The organism is Prauserella sp. PE36 (assembly GCF_003311655.1).
In the GTDB taxonomy this organism is placed as follows: Bacteria; Actinomycetota; Actinomycetes; order Mycobacteriales; family Pseudonocardiaceae; genus Prauserella_A; species Prauserella_A endophytica.
The window spans coordinates 200565-219148 of the sequence record NZ_QEQT01000041.1 but is presented as its reverse complement, the minus strand read 5'-3'; the positions used below and the strand labels follow the sequence as shown (position 1 = coordinate 219148).

At 67.3% G+C, this 18584-nt stretch carries 21 protein-coding genes and 2 pseudogenes; 13 read left to right on the top strand and 10 right to left on the bottom strand.

The genetic code is table 11. The annotated features are described in order from the left end of the window. Positions 1 to 2: 2 nt before the first annotated feature. Positions 3 to 359 (bottom strand): hypothetical protein, encoded by a 357-nt coding sequence (locus DI005_RS07645; protein ID WP_233520032.1) that lies wholly within the window; start codon positions 357 to 359, stop codon positions 3 to 5. Between the two features lie 517 nt (positions 360 to 876). Here DI005_RS07645 and DI005_RS07640 point away from each other — a divergent pair. Next, a complete protein-coding gene (locus tag DI005_RS07640) occupies positions 877 to 1521 on the top strand; it encodes a prepilin peptidase (RefSeq protein ID WP_110341324.1) in 645 nt (214 codons plus the stop codon). A 66-nt stretch (positions 1522 to 1587) separates the two neighbouring features. Here the strand turns inward: DI005_RS07640 and DI005_RS07635 are convergent, their stop codons facing one another. The 3 genes and pseudogenes from DI005_RS07635 to DI005_RS39445 all read right to left on the bottom strand — a co-directional run. Then, a complete protein-coding gene (locus tag DI005_RS07635; RefSeq protein ID WP_110341322.1) occupies positions 1588 to 2070 on the bottom strand; it encodes an NUDIX hydrolase in 483 nt (160 codons plus the stop codon). After that, positions 2067 to 3020: a hypothetical protein gene (locus DI005_RS07630; protein ID WP_233520040.1), complete on the bottom strand. Its 954-nt coding sequence runs from the start codon at positions 3018 to 3020 to the stop codon at positions 2067 to 2069. Before DI005_RS07630 ends, DI005_RS07635 begins: the two co-directional genes overlap by 4 nt. 78 nt (positions 3021 to 3098) lie before the next feature. Further along, a pseudogene (locus tag DI005_RS39445) lies at positions 3099 to 3278 on the bottom strand (helix-turn-helix transcriptional regulator); the annotation flags it as partial. A 1005-nt stretch (positions 3279 to 4283) separates the two neighbouring features. On the opposite strand from DI005_RS39445, the gene DI005_RS37900 reads away from it, so the two are divergent. From DI005_RS37900 to DI005_RS07570, 12 genes are all read left to right on the top strand, one after another. Further along, entirely contained in the window at positions 4284 to 4535 is a 252-nt protein-coding gene (locus DI005_RS37900) for a hypothetical protein (RefSeq protein WP_146240081.1), read from the top strand. A gap of 215 nt (positions 4536 to 4750) precedes the next feature. Next, positions 4751 to 5239: a hypothetical protein gene (locus DI005_RS07620; RefSeq protein WP_110341316.1), complete on the top strand. Its 489-nt coding sequence runs from the start codon at positions 4751 to 4753 to the stop codon at positions 5237 to 5239. Between the two features lie 2 nt (positions 5240 to 5241). Next, positions 5242 to 5946: a 7-cyano-7-deazaguanine synthase QueC gene (gene queC, locus DI005_RS07615; protein ID WP_110341314.1), complete on the top strand. Its 705-nt coding sequence runs from the start codon at positions 5242 to 5244 to the stop codon at positions 5944 to 5946. 207 nt (positions 5947 to 6153) lie between these two features. Then, positions 6154 to 6927, top strand: coding sequence for a reverse transcriptase domain-containing protein (locus tag DI005_RS07610; RefSeq protein ID WP_233520031.1), 774 nt, complete (start codon positions 6154 to 6156; stop codon positions 6925 to 6927). A 5-nt stretch (positions 6928 to 6932) separates the two neighbouring features. Beyond that, positions 6933 to 7490: an SUMF1/EgtB/PvdO family nonheme iron enzyme gene (locus tag DI005_RS07605; RefSeq protein ID WP_110341310.1), complete on the top strand. Its 558-nt coding sequence runs from the start codon at positions 6933 to 6935 to the stop codon at positions 7488 to 7490. After that, on the top strand, positions 7487 to 7948 hold the full coding sequence (locus tag DI005_RS07600; RefSeq protein WP_110341308.1) for a DUF6884 domain-containing protein: 462 nt from the start codon (positions 7487 to 7489) through the stop codon (positions 7946 to 7948). The genes DI005_RS07605 and DI005_RS07600 overlap by 4 nt, the downstream gene beginning before the upstream one ends. Continuing rightward, positions 7945 to 8994, top strand: coding sequence for a glycosyltransferase (locus DI005_RS07595; RefSeq protein ID WP_110341306.1), 1050 nt, complete (start codon positions 7945 to 7947; stop codon positions 8992 to 8994). The genes DI005_RS07600 and DI005_RS07595 overlap by 4 nt, the downstream gene beginning before the upstream one ends. Next, a complete protein-coding gene (locus tag DI005_RS07590) occupies positions 8991 to 9968 on the top strand; it encodes a radical SAM protein (protein ID WP_233520030.1) in 978 nt (325 codons plus the stop codon). The genes DI005_RS07595 and DI005_RS07590 overlap by 4 nt, the downstream gene beginning before the upstream one ends. Continuing rightward, positions 9965 to 10528 (top strand): phosphoribosyltransferase, encoded by a 564-nt coding sequence (locus DI005_RS07585; protein WP_110341302.1) that lies wholly within the window; start codon positions 9965 to 9967, stop codon positions 10526 to 10528. The genes DI005_RS07590 and DI005_RS07585 overlap by 4 nt, the downstream gene beginning before the upstream one ends. After that, positions 10521 to 11660, top strand: a complete 1140-nt coding sequence (locus tag DI005_RS07580) for a glycosyltransferase family 4 protein (RefSeq protein WP_110341300.1) — start codon at positions 10521 to 10523, stop codon at positions 11658 to 11660. Before DI005_RS07585 ends, DI005_RS07580 begins: the two co-directional genes overlap by 8 nt. Further along, entirely contained in the window at positions 11660 to 12514 is an 855-nt protein-coding gene (locus tag DI005_RS07575; protein WP_110341298.1) for a 5'-3' exonuclease H3TH domain-containing protein, read from the top strand. The genes DI005_RS07580 and DI005_RS07575 overlap by 1 nt, the downstream gene beginning before the upstream one ends. Further along, positions 12508 to 13143 (top strand): PIG-L deacetylase family protein, encoded by a 636-nt coding sequence (locus tag DI005_RS07570; protein WP_233520029.1) that lies wholly within the window; start codon positions 12508 to 12510, stop codon positions 13141 to 13143. Before DI005_RS07575 ends, DI005_RS07570 begins: the two co-directional genes overlap by 7 nt. 52 nt (positions 13144 to 13195) lie before the next feature. Here the strand turns inward: DI005_RS07570 and DI005_RS07565 are convergent, their stop codons facing one another. The 6 genes and pseudogenes from DI005_RS07565 to DI005_RS07545 form a co-directional block, all read right to left on the bottom strand. Then, positions 13196 to 14014, bottom strand: coding sequence for a phosphotransferase (locus tag DI005_RS07565; protein WP_168214097.1), 819 nt, complete (start codon positions 14012 to 14014; stop codon positions 13196 to 13198). 107 nt (positions 14015 to 14121) lie between these two features. Beyond that, positions 14122 to 14934, bottom strand: coding sequence for a phosphotransferase enzyme family protein (locus DI005_RS07560; RefSeq protein WP_233520028.1), 813 nt, complete (start codon positions 14932 to 14934; stop codon positions 14122 to 14124). An 88-nt stretch (positions 14935 to 15022) separates the two neighbouring features. After that, on the bottom strand, positions 15023 to 15898 hold the full coding sequence (locus tag DI005_RS07555) for a hypothetical protein (protein ID WP_233520039.1): 876 nt from the start codon (positions 15896 to 15898) through the stop codon (positions 15023 to 15025). A 258-nt stretch (positions 15899 to 16156) separates the two neighbouring features. Continuing rightward, positions 16157 to 16339, bottom strand: a pseudogene (locus DI005_RS39440) (helix-turn-helix domain-containing protein); the annotation flags it as partial. An 80-nt stretch (positions 16340 to 16419) separates the two neighbouring features. Beyond that, positions 16420 to 16779, bottom strand: coding sequence for a hypothetical protein (locus tag DI005_RS07550; RefSeq protein WP_110341576.1), 360 nt, complete (start codon positions 16777 to 16779; stop codon positions 16420 to 16422). A gap of 14 nt (positions 16780 to 16793) precedes the next feature. After that, entirely contained in the window at positions 16794 to 18125 is a 1332-nt protein-coding gene (locus DI005_RS07545; protein WP_233520027.1) for a helix-turn-helix transcriptional regulator, read from the bottom strand. Between the last annotated feature and the right edge of the window lie 459 nt (positions 18126 to 18584).

Genomic DNA, 18584 nt, shown 5'->3' with positions numbered 1-18584 from the left:
TTTCAACACGAGCCCACCGCCTCTACTGCGAAGCGGGTGACCCTCCACGTGCCGTCCTGCTGCTTCTTGACTTCCGCGGTGATCGAGCGTCGCCCGCCCGGTGTGTCGTTGACCAACTGGCCGTTCTTGTACTTCAGCCAGCCGCTGTCATCTCCGCAGTCCGAGATCATGACCGTGGTCGGGTTGTCCGGCGGATCCACCTTGGACACCTGGGGGTTCGTCTTCGGCTCGCCCTTCGTCACGACACCGTTGAGATGGTCCGTGTACAGGCTGCGGTTGATCACCCCGAGCGCGTCGCCGGTCGCGTACTTCGCGAGCTCAGGCGACTGCCAGTCGGCGGTTTCACCGGCCTTGGCCATCTGCCGCCACATGCCCGTGTAGGCAGCCGTCGCCTGCTGACGTGCCGTGTCCGCCGGAGAAGCCGACGACGGCGGAGCGCTGGTCGTCGATGGCGGCGTTGCCGCCCCAGTCGTGCCCCCAGGCGTCGAAGACGAGTTCGAACTACAGGCCGCGAACGTCAGCGCCGCGAGTCCAACTACTGCCAGTCCCACCCTGCGCCGGCCGTTGCGGCCGTGTACGTTGCCCCCGACCACGTGCACCCCCTCGGATCTGCGAAAATTCCTTTCGATCTAGTGTGGTACTCCTCACGTCTACCTGGCGCCCCCTAGGAGACCGCAATGTCCCTATGAAGGGACACAAGTGTCGGAACAGCAAAAACAGGGCAAAATTCACCCGAATGGGCTAATGACAGCGTGTCCAAATGGCGCTGAGTAGTAGGTTCGCTACACCGGAAGGCCGTAATCAGGGGGCTACAGGGGGTAGATCGTTGGCAAACTCCGTCACTCGTGCGAACCGGCGAGCGGCACGAGATCCACGGTGACGCCGGTCAGCATCGCCGGCTGGGGCCTGGTCGGGCTCGCACTTGCCAGCGTCCTGCGTATGGCCGTCCAACGGAGCTCGATCCTCCCAGCGAAGGGCGAGCGGCTGGCGCCACCAACCCTGCTGGAAGTGGTCACCGCCGCCCTGTTCTCGGTCCTCGCCTGGCGCATCGGCGCGGAACCTGACCTGTTCGCCTACTCCTGGCTTGCCGCTGCCGGTGTTCTGCTCGCCGCGGTGGACTGGAACTCCCGCACGCTGCCCACCAAGCTGATCTGGCCCAGCGGAATCATCCTGGCCGCGCTGTTCAGCCTGGCCGCCGTCCTCAACCGCGACGCGTACCCGCTCATCCGCTCCGCGGCCGGCATGCTCGCGCTCCTCGCGTTCTACGGAGCGCTCTATTTCCTTCAGCCTGGCCAACTCGGCGGAGGAGACCTCCGGCTCGGTGCCCTTCTGGGCCTTGCCCTCGGGTGGGCTGGCTGGTCGACGGTTCTGGGCGGCACGCTGTTCGGATGGTTCAGCGCTGCCGTCGCTCTGCTCGTGCTGCGTATCGCTCGGCGATCGGAGCCTGGCCGTGACGTGCCGCTAGGTCCGTTCCTGATCATCGGTGCCTTCGCCGCCTTGCTCATCCAACCGACGAATTGACGTCGTCCACGGTCGGTCTGTCGACCGCCTCTTGGCAACGCCTCTCCCGCGCTGGAGCCGGGCGTGTCACTCGGAATAGTCTGTGGCGCCTGTGGCGAGGGCATCGTGAGCACGGGCCAGTCGTTGCGCCATGTCGGGCCGCAGCATGGCCTTCGCCTCGGCAAGTTCGACGAACGCGAAGTCGCTGATCTCTGGATCGGAGATGCTGATGGTCTCCACCTGCGTGGCAGACAGCGTGCCTCCGTCGAAGATGAACACCAATTGGTCGTCCCACGGCCCGTGAGGTCCGATCCAGTCCAGAACGAGGACGCGGCCAGCGACCACGGTGAGCCCGAGTTCCTCGGTCAGCTCGCGCTCGCCTGCTGCCCTCGGCGGTTCATTGCTTTCCGCCATACCGCCAGGCAGGTCCCAATTCTCCTTGTAGGTCGGATTTACCACCAGGATGCGTCCGGCTTCGTCACGGATCAGCAGGTCGGCGGCCACACGCTTGCGTGCCTGCTTGGCGTTCCCTTCCGCCAGGTAGGCGAAGCGTGCCTCGTCGTCGGTCATACCGGCCACGACGAGACCGCGCCGTTGTGTTCACCCGAGGTGGCGGATAGGCCGGCCAACGCGGCGAGAAACGACGAGACCTGCCTCGACCGCGGCGCGAGGCTGAGCACGCCGCCGAGGGCACGGAGCTGGTGGACAACCCTGGCTGAGCTCAATGAGACGGTCGTGCTGCAAGCTTCGTGGCCGATCGCCGCTGCCTCGTCAACCCGGCCCGCATGCACCAGAACGTTGGCCAGGGTGAGCTGGGCAAAGGTCCGGCTTCGGACCCGATCGCCTGACCGCAGTCGGATGACCTCGCGGGCACGGCGCTCGGCTTCATCGAGTTCCGCCAGTTGCAGGAAGCACAGCGCGGCTTCGCTTGCGAGTGACGCTTCGTCGAACGCGGCGATCCATTGGGCGGGTTGCTCCGCCGTCGCTTCGTCCAGGATGCTCTCGGCGTCCTCCAACGCCTTACTGCACCCGGCGCGGTCACCGATGAGGGCGAGACCACGGGCGCGCATTGTGTGCAGTCGGGCGACGAGACGCGAGGTGCCGTAGGCAGCTGTGGCTTGCCCGAGCCCTTCGACGGCGATGCGGACAGCGTCGTGGGGCTGCCGCAACTCGATGGCCAGATGCGCCATCGAGGCGCAGCTGTTCGCTGCCAGAGCCCGGTCGTCTCCTGCCATTGCCAACCGGAAAGCGCGATCGAAGTACCTTCGCGCGTTTGCGTCGTTCCCGCTGTCATGTGCCATCCATCCGGCAATCTCGGTGACTGACGCGGCGGCTGCGAACAACCGAGGAACCGACACTCCGTGGGAGGGTGACATCAACTGCGGCCCGATCTGCTGCGTTAGGTAGTGCGCAACTGACGGATACAGTGCGCCCCCACCGATTCGGCGGTCGGCGATTTGCAGATCTTGAGCTGTCGTGAAGATGCTGTCGACGACTTCCGCGCCGTCGAGATCGCTCAACCGCGCCGCGTCTCCCGGAGCAACTGCCGAAGCGAGTGCGCGGTCCGGGGCGCTTCCACCCAGCATTGCGGCCAGGCTGGCAGGTGTCAGCTGAAGAGCCTTCGCCAGGGTAGGCCGCATCCACGGCTGAGGTGATTGGACGCCGCGCTCCCAGCGGGCAACCGTAGATCGGTCGACCCCCATCTCTTGTGCGAGCGTCTCCTGTGTGTATCCCAGGGCTTCGCGACGTTCCGCGAGGCTTTGTCGCCGCACAGCCATACCGTCTCCGTCCGCACCGATAGCCCCAGGATCGTCCCGCTGCCGTTTGCCCAGGTCAAGCCCGGGCTTACCTAGCGAGGCCATTGCACCCTAGTCGATCTTCATTGCCCGCGGAGCACCGCGCGATGACCACTGGTCGACCACCCAAAAGGGGCGCCAACTATCACAGGCCGCCCTGTGGTGTCTCGCATTTCTGCGGCCAGTACCCAGAGTATTGCGCGGTTTCACCCGTTCGGCACAACCACGCCCGATCGAGATTTCCGCAGGTCACGACACCTGCCGCCCCGTGCACGCCCCATCGCCGCCGCGCTCGCGCTCTGGTTCGTGTCGGGCGGCGGACGTTTAGCTGCATTGGCGGGTTCGCAGCGGTCCTACCAGCACCGTTGCTGTTAGAGCCCACCGTTCGCCCGGCTTCGCCGAGCGAACGACTAAACGCTCGACGCTATGGGAGTAGCAGAAGTTCGGGACATAAGTAAATCGGGACTCGCTGAGTATCGGAGTAGATGATGAAACTCTCCCAGCGATTCGCGGAGCTTTCGGTTCCGCGATGCCCACAAACAAAGCTCGCTGTGCCGCGTTTCCTCGTGCAGCCGGTGTGGGTACGGAGTTGGGCCACCGCACGAGGCGGTGACGCACGATGAACGACCGCGGACCTTGGGCGGTGACGTGCCGCGATGTCGCCGGCCGCCCTCGGAGCCTGACGGTGCTCGTGCGCGGCTCGGAGGTCGTAGTGGTGGCGCCTGCGGGTGAGGCCGCCTCGCTCGACGCTGCCGAGGCCGAGCAGTTCCGCTCCGCCTTCACCAAGGCCAAGGAGGTGGCCGCCACCCCGGCCCCCGGTGGACTTGGCGCCTCCGAGGGAACCGGCACGGCGAGCACGGTGAAGCAGTACAGCGGCGGTCATCCCCCAGCCGTCGTGGGGCGCCCTGCTTCACCGCCATGTCGCGGCGGAATCACGACCCCGATACCTGGTTCCGCTGCGATCCCCGCCCTGCGAGGTGAGATTGCATGATCCCGCTGGCCCCGGTGATCACCGCGGTCGCCGCCGTGGTGTTGGTCAGTTGCCTGCTGTGCCGCGCCTTCCGGCAGCGCCGCCGTTCCGATGTGACTTCTACTGGCAGGCACCGACTTGCCAAGTTGCCGCCCGTTGGAAGGCACTGGCGCGAACCGCACCAACATCCGTCGCCGGTACTCGTGCACGCGCTGAAGACCGTTGGCACACACGGCCTGGGTTTCATTCGAGAAAGCGAAGCCGTATGAGGTGGCCGACATCAAGGCGTCGCGTTCACTCGGCACTTCCCAGGCAGTTCCGAGCATTGCCTGACGTTGCCTGACCTGAACTGCCTCGCGCCGCCTGTCGTCCAGCGCGATCTCGCGCGGTGTCACCACCGCCTCCTCGATCACGGCGGAGCTGGAGTTTTCCCGTTGAGGCGCTCTGGCTCCGCCGCACCATCCCTTGCATTAAGGAGCACACCATGTCCACCGCCACAGCAGCTGACGTTCAGCAGCGTGAAGCGGCTCACGAAAGTTCGCAGTCGAAGTACACCAAGTTTCTCAGCTGGCCGACCACCATCGAGCCGTCGACCGGCGAAGTCCGGCTGCGTCTGGGTGACACCGTGGACGCGCTGGTCATGCGGGCCGGGCTCGGTGGCCAGGTAAACCATCAACTCGTCCAGGCGATTCTCACGGCCCCGGTCATCGTCGTGCCCGGCATTCCAGGCACAAAGCCCGACGACTGGATCTTCCTGACCCAGCCACGTACGCGCATGCGGGAGTCCACCATCGCCGACCTGATGTCCATACAGGTCGGTTGGTATGAGTCCGATACGACGATCCCGTTGCCCGCCTTCGGTTGCACTGAAGGTGGGCTGCGCTGGCTGGCGTGGCCCGAGGCCGGCCTGGAGTTGCCGACCTGGGGAGTCGTCGTCGGTGCTGTCCGGCGCACCTTGTCGCGGGCATGGTGAGCATGTCGACTACCCAGGCCGAGCACAGGCACCCCGAACACGTCGTCGTGATCGCCTCCGGCGGACTGGATTCGACGGTCCTGGCCTACTGGCTGGCGGCCCGACACTCCCGCCTGACGCTGCTGTCGTTCGACTACGGACAGCGGCATCGCATCGAACTCGATCACGCCGCCGAGATCGCGCGGCTGCTCGACAGTCCACATCGCATCATCGATTTGACCAGCCTTGGCACGTTGTTGACCGGATGCGCGCTGACTGACACCTCTGTGGCGGTACCGGACGGGCACTACACCGATGAGTCGATGGCGGCCACGGTGGTGCCCAACCGCAACGCGATCATGCTCGACATCGCCGTCTCGGTCGCGACCTCCGTCCGCGCCGACGCGGTGGCGTTCGGCGCACACGCCGGAGACCACGCCATCTACCCCGACTGCAGGCCCGAATTCGTCGAGCGGTTCGCCCGCAGCGTGCAGGCCGCCAACGAGGGCCTACTCGTGCCGGACTTCCAGGTGCTCGCACCTTTCCTGACGTTGTCCAAGACCGACGTCGTACGAGTCGGGGAAGCACTGGAGGTGCCGTTCGCGCGAACGTGGTCGTGTTACCGCGGTCAAGACGTCCACTGCGGCACTTGCGGAACCTGTACGGAACGGCGGGAAGCCTTCCGTGGCAACGACATCATCGACCCCACCGTGTACCGGGCCGCGTAGAGGGGCGTGACGACCGTGGACGTAGACGCCTCCGGGGCCGGGCCTGAGCGGGGCCGTCTTTCCTCGGGTCACAGCTCGCGCGTGTTGGGTTGCGAGCCTGACGTCAGTGACCGGGGGAGCGTGCCTGCCGCCCAAGCAGCGCCGACGCTAGCGCACCGCTGTGCCGCGCCGCCACCCCGCGGCCCGCAAGCGCACTCGCTGATGCCGATGCTGGATGAGAAGCACCTGCGAACGGCCTTGAGGCAGTGCGGTCGGCGCACCTCGGCGCCCGGCGTGGACCGGATGACCCTGGCGGAGTTGCGTCGGCGCTCCGGCGAACTGCTGCCTCGGCTGGCAGACCAACTGGCCGATGGCACCTGGCGACCAGGACCGCTGCGGGAGGTGCGGTTCCCGACCTACACGGGTAAATCGATGGTGGTCTGCGTCCCCACGCTGCTCGACCGGCTCGTACACCGCGCACTGCGCAACGCCATCGAACCGATCCTCGAAGCCCGTGTGCTGCGCGACTGGGTGTCGGGTTACCGACCTCGCCGCAACCGCATCACCGCGCTGCGGGCCGCCGCGGCCCACGCCGAGGCCGGTTTCCGCGCAGTGGCTGACGTGGACGTGGCCTCGGTGTCCGAGGGCGTCACAGTCGACCAGGTCGTGGACTGGTGTGCCCACCACGTCCATGACGGCACCTTCCTCGGCCGTATGCGCACCGCGTTGACCGCGATGCCGTATCCAATCGCTGCTGGGTCGGGACTCGCACCGATGCTGATCAACCTGCGGCTGTCGAGGCCGGATGCGCTGCTGGACGGATTGCGGGTGGTGCGGTTCGCCGACAACTACGCGGTCTTCTCCGCCGATGAGGCAGGAGCACGAGACGCCTTCGCGGTCATCAATGCCGCGCTCGCCGAGTTCGGGCTCCGTCCCAACGAGTCCAAGAGCCGAGTGCGGCTACGCGCGAACGTCGAAGACCTCTTTCTGATCGGGGGCTGACTGAGGTGAACGTCGAGTGGATCGAGGTGCCCGGTGGGACTTGCGCGTTCGGCGATGACGCCCGACCTGCCGAGATCGGCACCTTGCTGTGGACACGCACCCCGATCACCTACGCCCAACTGAGCGGCGGACGCACCAGTACACGCAGCCTGCACCCGGTCACCGGCCTCAAACACGACCAGGCCGTTCAGGTCGCGCACGCTCTGGGCGGCAGGCTGCCGACCTCGGCGGAATGGGAGTGGATGGCGGCCGGGCCCACGGGCCGACATTGGCCATGGGGCGATCAGGAGTGGACTCCGGAGCTGGCGAACCTGAATGGCTCAGGGCTGGACGCCACGAGTCCGGTCGACACCCACCCCGCCGGCGCGACCCCTGAAGGGCTGTTGGACGTAGCGGGCAACGTGTGGGAGTGGACCGCTCGCTCGACGATGGGCAACGGGGCGGTCCTGCGTGGCGGGTCCTACGCCTCGCTTCCGCTGTACGCGCGGTCAACGTTCCTCAACGCCGCGCCCGCCGAGCTGGCCTCGGAGGGCATCGGGCTTCGGGTGGTGCGCCGACCATGACGTTCGCCGCCGCCATCGAGCCTGAGCAGGGCCTGGTCATCGTCTCTTGCAGCCGCGAGAAGCTCGTTACCACCGATCCGACTCCGGCGCTGGAGCTGTACCAGGGCGCGCTGGTGCCTCACTTGCGCGAACACCTGGCCCCCAACTACCAGGTGCGGATCAGGATCCTGTCCGCGGAACACGGCCTGCTGCACCCCGAGGACCTGGTCGGCACGTACGACCACAAGCTTCGTAGCCGCGGCGAGGCCGAAGCCCTCCGGGCTCGGGTGACCTCGCGCCTCGCCAACGACCTGCGTGGCAAGACGCTGCGGCAGGTGCTCGTGGTGTTGGAGCCGCTCTACGTGATCGCCGCCGAATGCCTGTTCGATCACGTTCCGCCGCTGGAGTTGGCGGTGTTGCCGGAACCGACCGATTGGTTGGGCGCAAGGCGAGTGCTGTCCCGTTGGGGCTGGCTATGATCGACAACTCCGTACCGCTGCGGGAGGAGTTGCTGCGGCACGGCAACAACCACAGCTCCAGCACTCATGCTTGGGAGGCTCTCGCCGACGGGATCGGCTGGCACCAGCCCACTCCGTCGGACTGTTGGCTGGCGCGCTCGCGCACCGTCTCGGTGGTCATCCCCGCCCACGAGGTCGGTTACAGCCTGCCCACCGTGCTCGACGCTCTGGACGCCCAGCATCGCCAGGACGAGTTCGAGGTCATCGTCGTCGACGATGCCAGTGCTGACGACACCGCCCAGGTCGCCGCGCGGCACCGGGTGGTCGACCGGTTGGTGCGGCTGCCGGAGCGGATGGGCGCGGCCACCGCCCGCAATGTCGGTACCGCGCTCGCCCGAGGTCAGACGGTGCTCTACCTCGACGGCGACATGGTGGTTCCCCCACACGTGCTCACCGACATCGCTGCTCGCGCCACCGATACCAGCGTGCTGGTCGGGTTCCGCCACAACCTGCGCCACGAGGTCCACTCCCACGACGCGGCCATCCTGGCGCGCATCCCGAATCTCGCGGCCGATCACCGGGTCGTGTGGCGGCCACCGCCGAACACCACGCTGCCCTACAGCGGGATCACGCTGCCCGAGCCGCTCGACGGCCGCCCGCTCGACGACACCCACGACTTCATCGACCTCGGGTACGGGCAGTCCTACTACGACTGGGACCTGCCCCGCATGGTCGTCACCGCGCTGGTCGCCGTACCGCGCGCCGCCGTGCTGGACGTCGGCGGGTTCGACGCGGAGTTCGGCCGCCTTGGGTGGGGCATGGAGGACACCTACCTCGGCGCCTGCCTGATCGCCGCCGGGCTGCTGGTCATCCCGCTGCGCCAGGTCGTCGGCTTTCACCTCGATCCACCCGACGCAGCCGAGCAGTGGCAACACAAGCTCGCCGGCTGGCCGCGCACCCTCGCCCGCTACCGCGATCTGCTGGAGCTGCCCGCTCCGCGAGGACGCTCCGAAACCTTCATCGCCGCCATGTCCGAGCTGCTCACCCACTGCGAGGTACGCCCATGACTACGACAACGACGACCATCGGACGTGCCTCGGGGCGCCGGATGGTCGGCTGCGGCACGCGCGGCGGCAGCGGTGTCGCCTACGACCCGCTCACCGGCATGACCCACCGAACCGGCCAGCCGATCCTCACCGGACGCACCGCCCTGGCCCACGAGAGCATCACCGCACTACCGGAAGTCCACCCCGGCGAACTGGGCGACGTAATGCCGGTGAGCGTGTGCTGGTCGCCCATCGTGCGCTGCAACCTGGCCTGCCCGCAGTGCCTGGACGACAAGACCGTCGCGGAGCTCGGCCGCGGCGAACGTGCCGACGTCGCGGCCAGGATCGCTTCTTCCGGGGTGCTCGGCGTGGACGTCTCCGGCGGCGAACCGCTGTTGATCCGCGACCTGCCCACCCTGCTCGATGTGCTGGTCGACGGCGGCTGCGCGGTCAGCGTCACCACCAACGGCACCCACCTGCCTCGCCGCGCCGAAGCCCTCGCCCGCCGGGTCGACGCGATCCGGGTCAGCCTCGACGGCCCCAACCCCGAGCGTCACGATCGCTGGCGCGGCGAGGGCAGCTTCGCCAAGGCCGTCTCCGGCATCCGCGCCGCCCTCGCCCATGGCATCCCGACCCAGATCCAAGCCGTGCTCATGCGCTCCACCGCCGCCGGACTACCCGCGCTGGTCGAGCTGGCCGACCGGCTCGGCGTCCACGGCCTGACCGTCCTGCAGTACCTGCCCTTCGGCGAAGGCGCGTCGCTCGCCACCGCCGAACAAGTGCCGGACGAGGAGGCCCACGACCTGATCGGCGCGCTCGGCACGCCCCCGGTCCCGGTGCGATTGCGCACCCGCGCCGACGCCGCCGGGTTCACCGTCGTGCGCGCCGACGGGCAGGTCTGGCGCAACACGCCGGATACCACCGCCATCGCCGCCCTGCACCCGCTGACCGGGCCGGTCAGCCTGGCCGTGACCGGACGGGACGGTTCGGCATGACCCGCACCGCACTGCGCGTGTTCGAGCACCAGCGCATCTGGCGGGTCACCCCCGAGGCCCTGAGCGACGCCTGCCTGCTGCTGTTCGCCGCCATCAGCCGCGACCACCCGAAGGTCGACCACGTCATCGGTATCGCCAACGGCGGCGTCGCCCCCGCCCGCATCCTCGCCGGCCGCCTCGGTGCGAAACCCCGAACCGTGCAGGCCCAGCACAACGCCGACGACGGCCTGTACCGCCAGGCCACCGGCAAGGTCACCGTGGACGTCGACGCCTTTCGCCGGAGCATCGGCCGCAGCAAGCTCCACGGCGCCATCCTCGTTGTCGACGACATCTGCGGCAGCGGCGCCACTCTGCACAAAGTCCGCAACGTCCTCACCCCGGTCCTCGCGCCGGACGCTCACGTGATCACCGCGACGTTGTGCTTGAACACCGGGGCCGAGACCTGCCCGGACTACTCGGTGTGGACGGTGTCGGACTGGGTCAGCTTTCCCTGGGAGAAACGCCCCGCCCAGCCGACCACCGACATACCCATCCCCGCGCAGGTGACCAGCCATGCCTGACGCCACCAAGCCGGTCACCGTCGCATTCGTTCTGGCTTCCTACGCCCCCGACGCGCCGGCCGGGATGGAACGCGCGACCGCCGCCCTCGCCCGCGGACTGCGCCAGCTCGGACACCGGGCCCTGATCATCACCGCAATCGAGCCCGACTCGACCGAGGACGAGGTCGACGAGGACCTGGTCGTGCTCGGCTCGGTCGGGGTCACCTTCCCTGCCAGCGACGACGAACTGCGCGAGGCAATCAGCACCCACGGCCAAGACAAAATCATCGCCGCTGACCTCCGCGCTCTCTACCGCCGCCATCACGTGGACATCGCCGTGTACGTCGACGCCTTGTGGGGACTCGGACGCCTCGCCCCAGCTTGCGACGGAGTGCGCACAGTGCTGGCGATGCACGTCGTCGGCCACGACCAGGACCTCGTACCGGCCTTGGAACGCACCGACCTGGTGATCGTGCCGTCGACCACGGTCCTCGGCCATGCCCACGACCGGGACTACGACAGCACCTGCTGGCAGATCGTGCCCAACGCCCTGCTCGGCAACCACAGCGCACCCGATGCCAGCCAGCGCGAGGCGCTGCGGCGGAGCGGGCCAGTGCGGGTGCTGGCCCGGCTCGGGCCGGAGAAGAACGTCCGCGCTCTGCTCGACGCCGGCCGCCTCGTCGACCGCGGCGTCGAGGTCGTCCTCGCCGAGGCCGGGTTCGAGCACGCCGCCGGCGCACAGGCCGCCGAGTATCGTCGCTGCGCCCACTCGGCCGCCTACCTGTTCAGGGGCAGCGTCCGCGACGACGGCCTGCCCTGGGACCAGGTCCAGCCGTGGCTCGCCAACGCCGCCGTGGTCATCGTGCCCTCGACCAAGGAGACCTTCGGCCTCGTCGCCTTGGAGGCCATGAGCGTCGGCACCCCGGTCGTCGCCTTCGACGTGGACAACCTGCCCACCCTCATTGGCACCGGGGAAGGAGCGGGCGGGATCGTGGTGCCTCGCGCCCACGGCGAGTTCGGGCTGTGGGGTGCCGCCGAAGTCCTCCTCGACGATCCGGTACGCTACGCAGCGCTATCACGGGCTGCGTACTACCGCTCGCGGGACTATCTGCCCACCACAGTCGCCCATGACTTCCTCAAGGCGGTGCGGTGATGAATGACGTCCCTCTTCTGCTGGTCGACGGCCACAACCTGCTCTGGCGCGGAGCCTTCGGCTTCCCGGCCGCGATCTTCTCCCGCGACAAGACACGCGAGCTGACTGCCGAGTTCGCCTTCTTCGCACTACTGCGCGTAGCGATCCGCGAGGAGTTCACCTCCCCGCCGGAGGTGATCGTGGTGTTCGACGGCCAGAACGGCGCGGCCGAACGTCAAGCCACCGACAGCGACTACAAGGCGAACCGCGTCCTCGACGAAGCCGCACTCAAACCCATCCGCGCCATCCCACACGTCCAGGAAGCGCTGACCGCCTACGAGCTGGCCTGGATCGAGATCGACACGGCCGAGGCCGACGACGTGATCGCATCCCTCGTCGCTCGCGTCCGCCGCGACGACCCCGAGCGCCGAGTGTGGATCATGTCCGGCGACCGTGACTTCTACCAGCTCATCGACGAGCACGTCCGGGTGGTCAACACCGCCATGAAGCGAGGCCGCCGCCACATCGAGCCCGGCACTGTGTTCGACCGCTACCAGGTTCAGCCGACCCAGTGGGCGGACTTCCGGGCCCTCACGGGCGACCCGGCGGACAACATCCCCGGCGTGCGCGGGGTCGGCGCGGGCACTGCAGCCAAGCTTCTGGCCGGTGGCCTCACTCTCGACCAGCTGGCCGACGCGGGACGGCTCATCGGCACCAAGGGCAAGGCCGTCCTCGAAGCCTGGGACCAGGTCCTCGGCTGGCGCGACCTGATCAGAATGCGCACCGACGTCACCCTGCCCCTGCTACCCGCCGGCCGCAGCAGCCGGAGCCTGCCCAAGCCTGCCGACGTCATCGACAAGCTCGGGCTGTGGTGATTCCACTGGTCGCGTTCATCCCGCCCGCCTCGGTGTTGACCGTGATGGCCCATCCCGACGACGCCGAACTCTGGGCCGGCGGCACTCTCGCCCTCTGCGTCGCCGCCGGGGCCGACGTCACCATCGCCGTCCCACGTCACCCCGAGCCCCGCGCCAGCGAGGCCGCCGCCGGGGCCGCCGCACTCGGCGCCGGGCTTCATCAGATCAACCAGGCCACCGCGGGGACCGTGCGCGAGCTGCTGCTGGATACAGGCCCCGAGGTTGTCCTCACCCACCCGGTGCGCGATGTACACCCTGACCACCGGCGCATCGCCGAAGCAGTGTTGGAAGCCCTTCCCGAGGTCGTCATCGCCACGGGACACCCCCGCCGGGTCTACACCACCGACACCTACAACAGCCTCACCCTCGACGGCCCCGTTCCCGCGCACACCACCGTCGACATCACGACTACCTGGGTCACCAAGCAACGCGCCCTGGCCGCACACGCGTCCCAGCCCATCACCGAGCACTTCGGACCAATGGCCGAGATCCTGGCCCGGCTGTGGGGCGCACGCATCGGCGTCGACCACGCCGAGAACTTCGTCCCGCTTCCTGTCCTCGGACGTCTTCCCGCCGCGCTGACCCTGTGACGCCGTCGGACGATGGTGTCAGTCTGCACGTAAGGACGCCCTCGCTTAGAAACTACGAGAACAGCGCGCACACACGATCGAGTTGGGCGAGGAACTCGGGCTCACGTTCGTCGCGTCGTCGCCAGAGGACGGCCAGCCATCGCAGGGCGATTGTGCGTCGGGCGGCAGCGAACCTTGACCGGTTCTGCCGGTTCACGCCGAAGTCGTCCTCTAGGGTCCGCCAGGTGCTGTCGGGAACTTGCCGAGCGCTGATGTGCTCGATGTGGTCTGCAGCGTCCACCGCCCGATCGCTCCAGCCGCTGAACTCGAAGTCGACGACGTGGAGCCCTTCGTTCTCAGACAGCCAGTTCAGCAAGTTGGCGTCGCCGCGCGAGAACACGGCTGGCGTGGGGCGACGCAAAAGGCCGACATCCCCGCTAGCCTCCCAGCGGTCGAGCAAGGTCCGCATTTTCCCTGTATGTGCGTCGTCGGCGGCGGCCAACTGCTGTGGCCAGATGTCGGTCAACCGCGCGATGTAGTGGGTGATCGAATCGACTCGTGGCCAGGAGGCCAACGGCTCAGCCATCGGCAGTGCTTGCATGGCTCCGGTGGCGGCGGCAATCCACGGCAGCACCAGCTCGGGATTCGTCAGCTCGGGTATCGGTCGGCCGGGAACGAAGCTCATGCCGAGTGCGGGTTGGTCTGGATGATCGTCCCGCCATAGTGGCTGCGGAGCGAGACCAAGTCCAGCAACATGGTTCAATCCGTGCCATTCCCGAGCCACGCGGTTCTTGTCGGTCTTGCGGTAGAGCTTCAGGCAGACTTCGCCCCATTGGAAGACATCGCTGTTGCGACCGCCGCTCAAGGGGCACAGCCGCCACTCGTGGAGCACGGCTTCGAGTGGCAGCTGTCGACCGCGCGCCGCTCGGAGGTCGGCCAAGAGTTTGTGAGGCACGACGCGGCTGGCGGCCGAGAGTGATGTCAACGTGTACTCCGGTCTCAGAAGGCGGACCACGACCACGGCCGTTCGATCTCGCCTCTCAGGCACGCCACCCGATGGCGTACCTGTTCCGCGGCTTCTGGGCTGGTTGTGGCTTTGCCGAGGACGAAGGCAGTCCACCGGAGTTCTCTGATCGTCGCCAGGGTGCGGTAGCCGGGCCAGGCGGTCATGTCGTAATCGCCGTAAGCGTCCACAAAAGCCTGGTAGTCCACCTCCGTGATCCGGGCGAAGTCGGTGTAATCGACCGCCAAGGAGACCAGGTCCCACTCAGGAGGCCCGATCCCGACATGGTCGAGATCCAGCAGCACGGGGGCGCCGCCTGCCCTGGGGACAACAACGTTGCCCTGCCAGGCATCGCCATGGATGACGCGCCGAGGCAGTTCCGGAACCAGCACCAAGTACTCACTGTGCAGCTGCCCTGCGAGATCTCGAAGCCAGGCCCGGTCATCCTCGGGCAGGATGGTTCCGCCGTCGATTGACTCGCGTAGCCCTTCGAAGGGGTCAACAACGGGGAACGAAGGCGATTCCGGCACCTCTAGGGCGTGAAGGCGCCCCAGTACCGCGCCGAGTTCGGCCGGCGTGGCGTGGCGGTGGTCAGGAAGCTGTACCCACCATGTGACGGGCCGATTCCCAACAACCGTGGGCTGGTCGATGTCGTCGACGGCACGCACGACGGGGATCCCGGCATCAGCCAGCCAACGCGACGCCTGGATTTGACGGGCGGCCACGAGCTGCGAGCCCGGAGGGCCCACACGAGCGACGACCCTACCGGCCACCTGGTAGATGACGTTCGTACCGTCGCGGATCAACATCGCTTCCGCGGTTGATACGCCGGCCTTCCTGCCCGCTGCCGTTAGCACGTCACGTGGATCTCGCGACAGGACCAAGTTCGTGTCCACATCAGACATTGGTCATGGCCGATGTCGCGAAGTCCGAGAGCTCGGCCACTTCTGGTATTGACAGGTGAGGTTCACACGCTCGTACCAGTTTGGACAGTTCCTCGCTCATCCGCCGCGAGTGCAACATCGGCGCATCGGCGATGGCTTGCCGTCCAATGTCGACGGCCTCCCACGGGTCGCCGATCGTCATGTTCAAAGTCGCCAACCGCGTCCTGGAGAATGCCCGTGAGCGAGGGTAAGCGTCGCTGTGCAAGCGGATCGCCGTTTCGAGGCGTCCGGCGGCGTCACCCGGCCGCTTGTCGGTCATAGCGAGTGGAGTGAGTGCTCGCGCGCTGCTGCCCGCATGTTCAGCCTCGTCGTAGTAGATCAGCCAGGGCGGGTCCGTCTCCGCTTGACGCCCGACGAAATGCTCGTCGGCGCGGTCGACCTCAGCTCGCGCTTCGTCGTGGCGGCCCAGCATCGCCAGCAATCGAGCGCGGACGACGCCGATCATCGCCCTCGCGGTGGCGGTCAGCCGGTCAGCCCGGACTTGGGCGAACTCGATCAACGACAGGGCGTCGTCCAAGTTGCCCAAATAGATGGCTTGGCGCGCCATGTCGGCGAGCGTCGCGGCGCGTAGTTCCCACGACCCGCCCTGTTCTGCGCACCATAGGCCGAAACGGAAGCATCGTGCTGCGGCGTCCTGGTTTCCGACGTCGAACGCTGAGAAGGCCACAACCCCCGCCAGGTTCCCGACGGCCTCGAACATCCCTGCTTCGACGCTGGTGCCGGCCTGAGAGCTCAGCAGGCGGCTGGCCCACCGCAGGTGGGCGAGTCCTGCCTCACCGGCCATGCCGCCGCCGTAGAGGTTCTCGCTGGCGGCCAGCGTGCGCGTCATCAGCCTTACCTGCTCGACCTCGGCCCACCCGACACGCCGAGGAGGCTGCACGTCCAAGGTCAACGGCTTGAGGAACTCGGCTGGGCTGGCTCCCACGTCAACATGTGCAGTCGGGTCGTATCCGGCCACGCCAGTGGAAGCGGAGCCTGGCAGCGCCAGGGAGGTTCCGTGGGATTGCCCTGGGACTTCTTGTCCGGTGCTCAACTGTGACGGACTTGTCGGGGCGTCAGCCGAGACCGGTCCGAGCAGGGCGTCCAATTCATCGAGGGAAACATCAAGCGCTGTCGCGATGCGGGGCCTGCGCCATGGCTGAGGAGTCAGGGCACCGCGCTCCCACCGGCCAACGGTCGAGAACTCCACACCGACGGCAGCAGCGAGGCTCTCCTGGGTGAAGCCCATCGCCTCGCGTCGAGCTGCGAACGCTTCACGCCTGTTTCCCACGCGTTTACCTCACTCCACCCGCTCACACGTCCGCTACGCCTGGGCTTAAAGACGATGCTTGCCTTGCCCCGGCATAGGGGTTACACGTCCTGTTCGATGCGCTCGAAGATGTCGATGTCCGTCGCCCTCTGCCAGTCCGGCAAGTCGTCCCAGTCCGCGACGTAGGACGCCTTCGGCTCGGGGAAGTGCTTGAAGATCTGGCCAATCCAGCACAGCGCGACGAAACGGCCTTTCTGGTCTCGGGTGAGCTTGGCGGTGGCGCCATCGGTAGCCTTGATGAAGGCGAAGACCTGGTCGTATACAGCGGTCGCGGCGTCGCGCTCCCAGTCCGGGGTCTGGTCCCACGGCGTGATGTATCCGGGCTTGGGCTCGCCGGGGTAGTGCTTGGTGACTCCAGCGATCCACGCCTCGCGGAACACGCGGCCTCGGTCATCCTGCATCCTGTTGTCCTCCATCAAGCGGCATGGCTGCCGATAAGGCTGTTGATCTCAGCATCGAGTTGTTGGATCTGCTGGTTGGTGAGCAAGGGTGCCAAGTGCGGCTGTAGGCCACGCAGCTTGCGCACGACGACTCCAGAGCCCGTCTGGCGAGCGGTGGCCAGGACGGCGGAGGCGTAGTTGACGATCTGGTCGGGATCGCGCCGGTGCACGCCGATCATCGCCAGATCAGTGAGGACGCCTGCTTTTCGCCGAGCGGTCAGGTTGCCGGCCAGTGCGTCGGTCAAAGCGGCCTCGGCGAGATCAGGGCGACCAAGGGTGACGTAACAGGTGCCGCGTTCCTCGGCGAGACGGGAGCCGTCGAACCGGAGCCAGCCGCCGTTGTGCACCGGCTCCTGCAGGTGCTGGACCTCGGCGGCGGTGTCGAGTGCACGCTGACAGGCATCGAGGTCTCCGAGTCCGGCAAAAGTCTCGGCCTGTACGACGGCGATCCAATGCCGAGTCGAGAGACCGGGGTTGCCGCGGCGGGCCAGGTCTGCAGCCAGTTCCAGGATCGGGGCGGCTTCGTTGAACCGGCGTTCGTAGACGGCGATGAAGGCGTGTCTGGTCAGCGCGCAGGCCCAGAGGTCAGGGGTATTGGCTTCTTTGCTCGCTGTCGCGGCGAGGGTGTAGCAGTGGGCGGCGTCGGTGTAGCGATCACCGTCGAAGAAGATCTCGCCCGCCAACTGGAAGAGATCGGCGGACAACTCGCAGAGTCGCTGCCGGGTAGCCGGTGACTGTGGTCGACGCAAGCCTTCGGACAGTACGTCGAGCTGGGCGCGGACCAGGGGAAGTACCTGGCTCTTGGTCGATGCGAAGGCATATACACGCCACAGATGGCTGTTGAGCTGCTCAAACTCAGCGACTGCCGTCGAGTCCACGGCACCAGTTCGAGCCGCCGCAGCGAGCCTTTCCGCGTCGCAGACAGCCGACTCGGCCGCTGGCAACGCCAGCAAGGCGCCGGTCATGCTGAACAGGCGTAGCAGGTCGCGACGGTTCATGTCGTCTGTCTCCGCGAGGTCTGGCTGAACAGGGAGGACATCCGCTCCCGCGATCTGGGCTAGGGCGACGGCCGAGGTGCCGTTCGGCCCGGACGGTGTCGGTGCGAGCAACGTGCCCAGCTCTTCGAGGGTGAGACCGAGTGCCTTCGCGATGCGGGGCCGCCGGTACGGCTGCGGCGTCAGATCACCGCGTTCCCACCGGCCGACGGTGGAGAACTCCACACCGACGGCTGCTGCGAGGCTCTCCTGGGTGTAGCCCATCAGCTCACGCCGCGCGGCGAACGCCTCTCGCCGGTCGCCCATGAACATCACCTCGCTCCGTCGGTCCAATGCCACGATAACCAGCTACCGGTCAAGCCTGATCACCCGCTCGGCGAGCAGCACCCGTTCGGACTACTGCCGTAAAAATGGCGTTTGCGCAGGTCAAGTCGGGTGCCGCCTCATTGCCGCCTCATTGGCGCCGCGTCTCCGCTCTGGCCGTCGTTGATCATCCCCACTTGACTGGGGTCGCTGCGGTCTGGGCGAGTTTCCGTCTTCGGCGGCAGCCCGAGTACCTAGAAGCACGTTCACCAGAACGCACCGCTGGGGATGCCGGGCGACGAGACCACCCTCCACGTCTATGGGGAGTTCCCGTTCCCGCGGACGTGCTGGCGGGGACGCTCGACGCACCGCATTGAGGTCTCGGACCAAGTCGTAATTCGAGGGCGTGACCGATGAGGAGATCGTCACCAATGCAGTTGTCGTGTCTGAAATCGAAACCCTTGGCAT

Excerpts from the sequence above, each read along its gene's own strand:
- DI005_RS07635 (WP_110341322.1), bottom strand. The coding sequence starts at position 2,070 with ATGACCGACGACGAGGCACGCTTCGCCTACCTGGCGGAAGGGAACGCC.
- DI005_RS07575 (WP_110341298.1), top strand. The coding sequence starts at position 11,660 with ATGAATGACGTCCCTCTTCTGCTGGTCGACGGCCACAACCTGCTCTGG.
- DI005_RS07600 (WP_110341308.1), top strand. The coding sequence starts at position 7,487 with ATGACGTTCGCCGCCGCCATCGAGCCTGAGCAGGGCCTGGTCATCGTC.
- DI005_RS07545 (WP_233520027.1), bottom strand. The coding sequence starts at position 18,125 with ATGTTCATGGGCGACCGGCGAGAGGCGTTCGCCGCGCGGCGTGAGCTG.
- DI005_RS07610 (WP_233520031.1), top strand. The coding sequence starts at position 6,154 with ATGCTGGATGAGAAGCACCTGCGAACGGCCTTGAGGCAGTGCGGTCGG.
- DI005_RS07590 (WP_233520030.1), top strand. The coding sequence starts at position 8,991 with ATGACTACGACAACGACGACCATCGGACGTGCCTCGGGGCGCCGGATG.
- DI005_RS07620 (WP_110341316.1), top strand. The coding sequence starts at position 4,751 with ATGTCCACCGCCACAGCAGCTGACGTTCAGCAGCGTGAAGCGGCTCAC.
- DI005_RS07550 (WP_110341576.1), bottom strand. The coding sequence starts at position 16,779 with ATGCAGGATGACCGAGGCCGCGTGTTCCGCGAGGCGTGGATCGCTGGA.
- DI005_RS07585 (WP_110341302.1), top strand. The coding sequence starts at position 9,965 with ATGACCCGCACCGCACTGCGCGTGTTCGAGCACCAGCGCATCTGGCGG.
- DI005_RS07580 (WP_110341300.1), top strand. The coding sequence starts at position 10,521 with ATGCCTGACGCCACCAAGCCGGTCACCGTCGCATTCGTTCTGGCTTCC.
- queC (WP_110341314.1), top strand. The coding sequence starts at position 5,242 with ATGTCGACTACCCAGGCCGAGCACAGGCACCCCGAACACGTCGTCGTG.
- DI005_RS07645 (WP_233520032.1), bottom strand. The coding sequence starts at position 359 with ATGGCCAAGGCCGGTGAAACCGCCGACTGGCAGTCGCCTGAGCTCGCG.
- DI005_RS37900 (WP_146240081.1), top strand. The coding sequence starts at position 4,284 with ATGATCCCGCTGGCCCCGGTGATCACCGCGGTCGCCGCCGTGGTGTTG.
- DI005_RS07555 (WP_233520039.1), bottom strand. The coding sequence starts at position 15,898 with ATGACGCGCACGCTGGCCGCCAGCGAGAACCTCTACGGCGGCGGCATG.
- DI005_RS07560 (WP_233520028.1), bottom strand. The coding sequence starts at position 14,934 with ATGTTGATCCGCGACGGTACGAACGTCATCTACCAGGTGGCCGGTAGG.
- DI005_RS07595 (WP_110341306.1), top strand. The coding sequence starts at position 7,945 with ATGATCGACAACTCCGTACCGCTGCGGGAGGAGTTGCTGCGGCACGGC.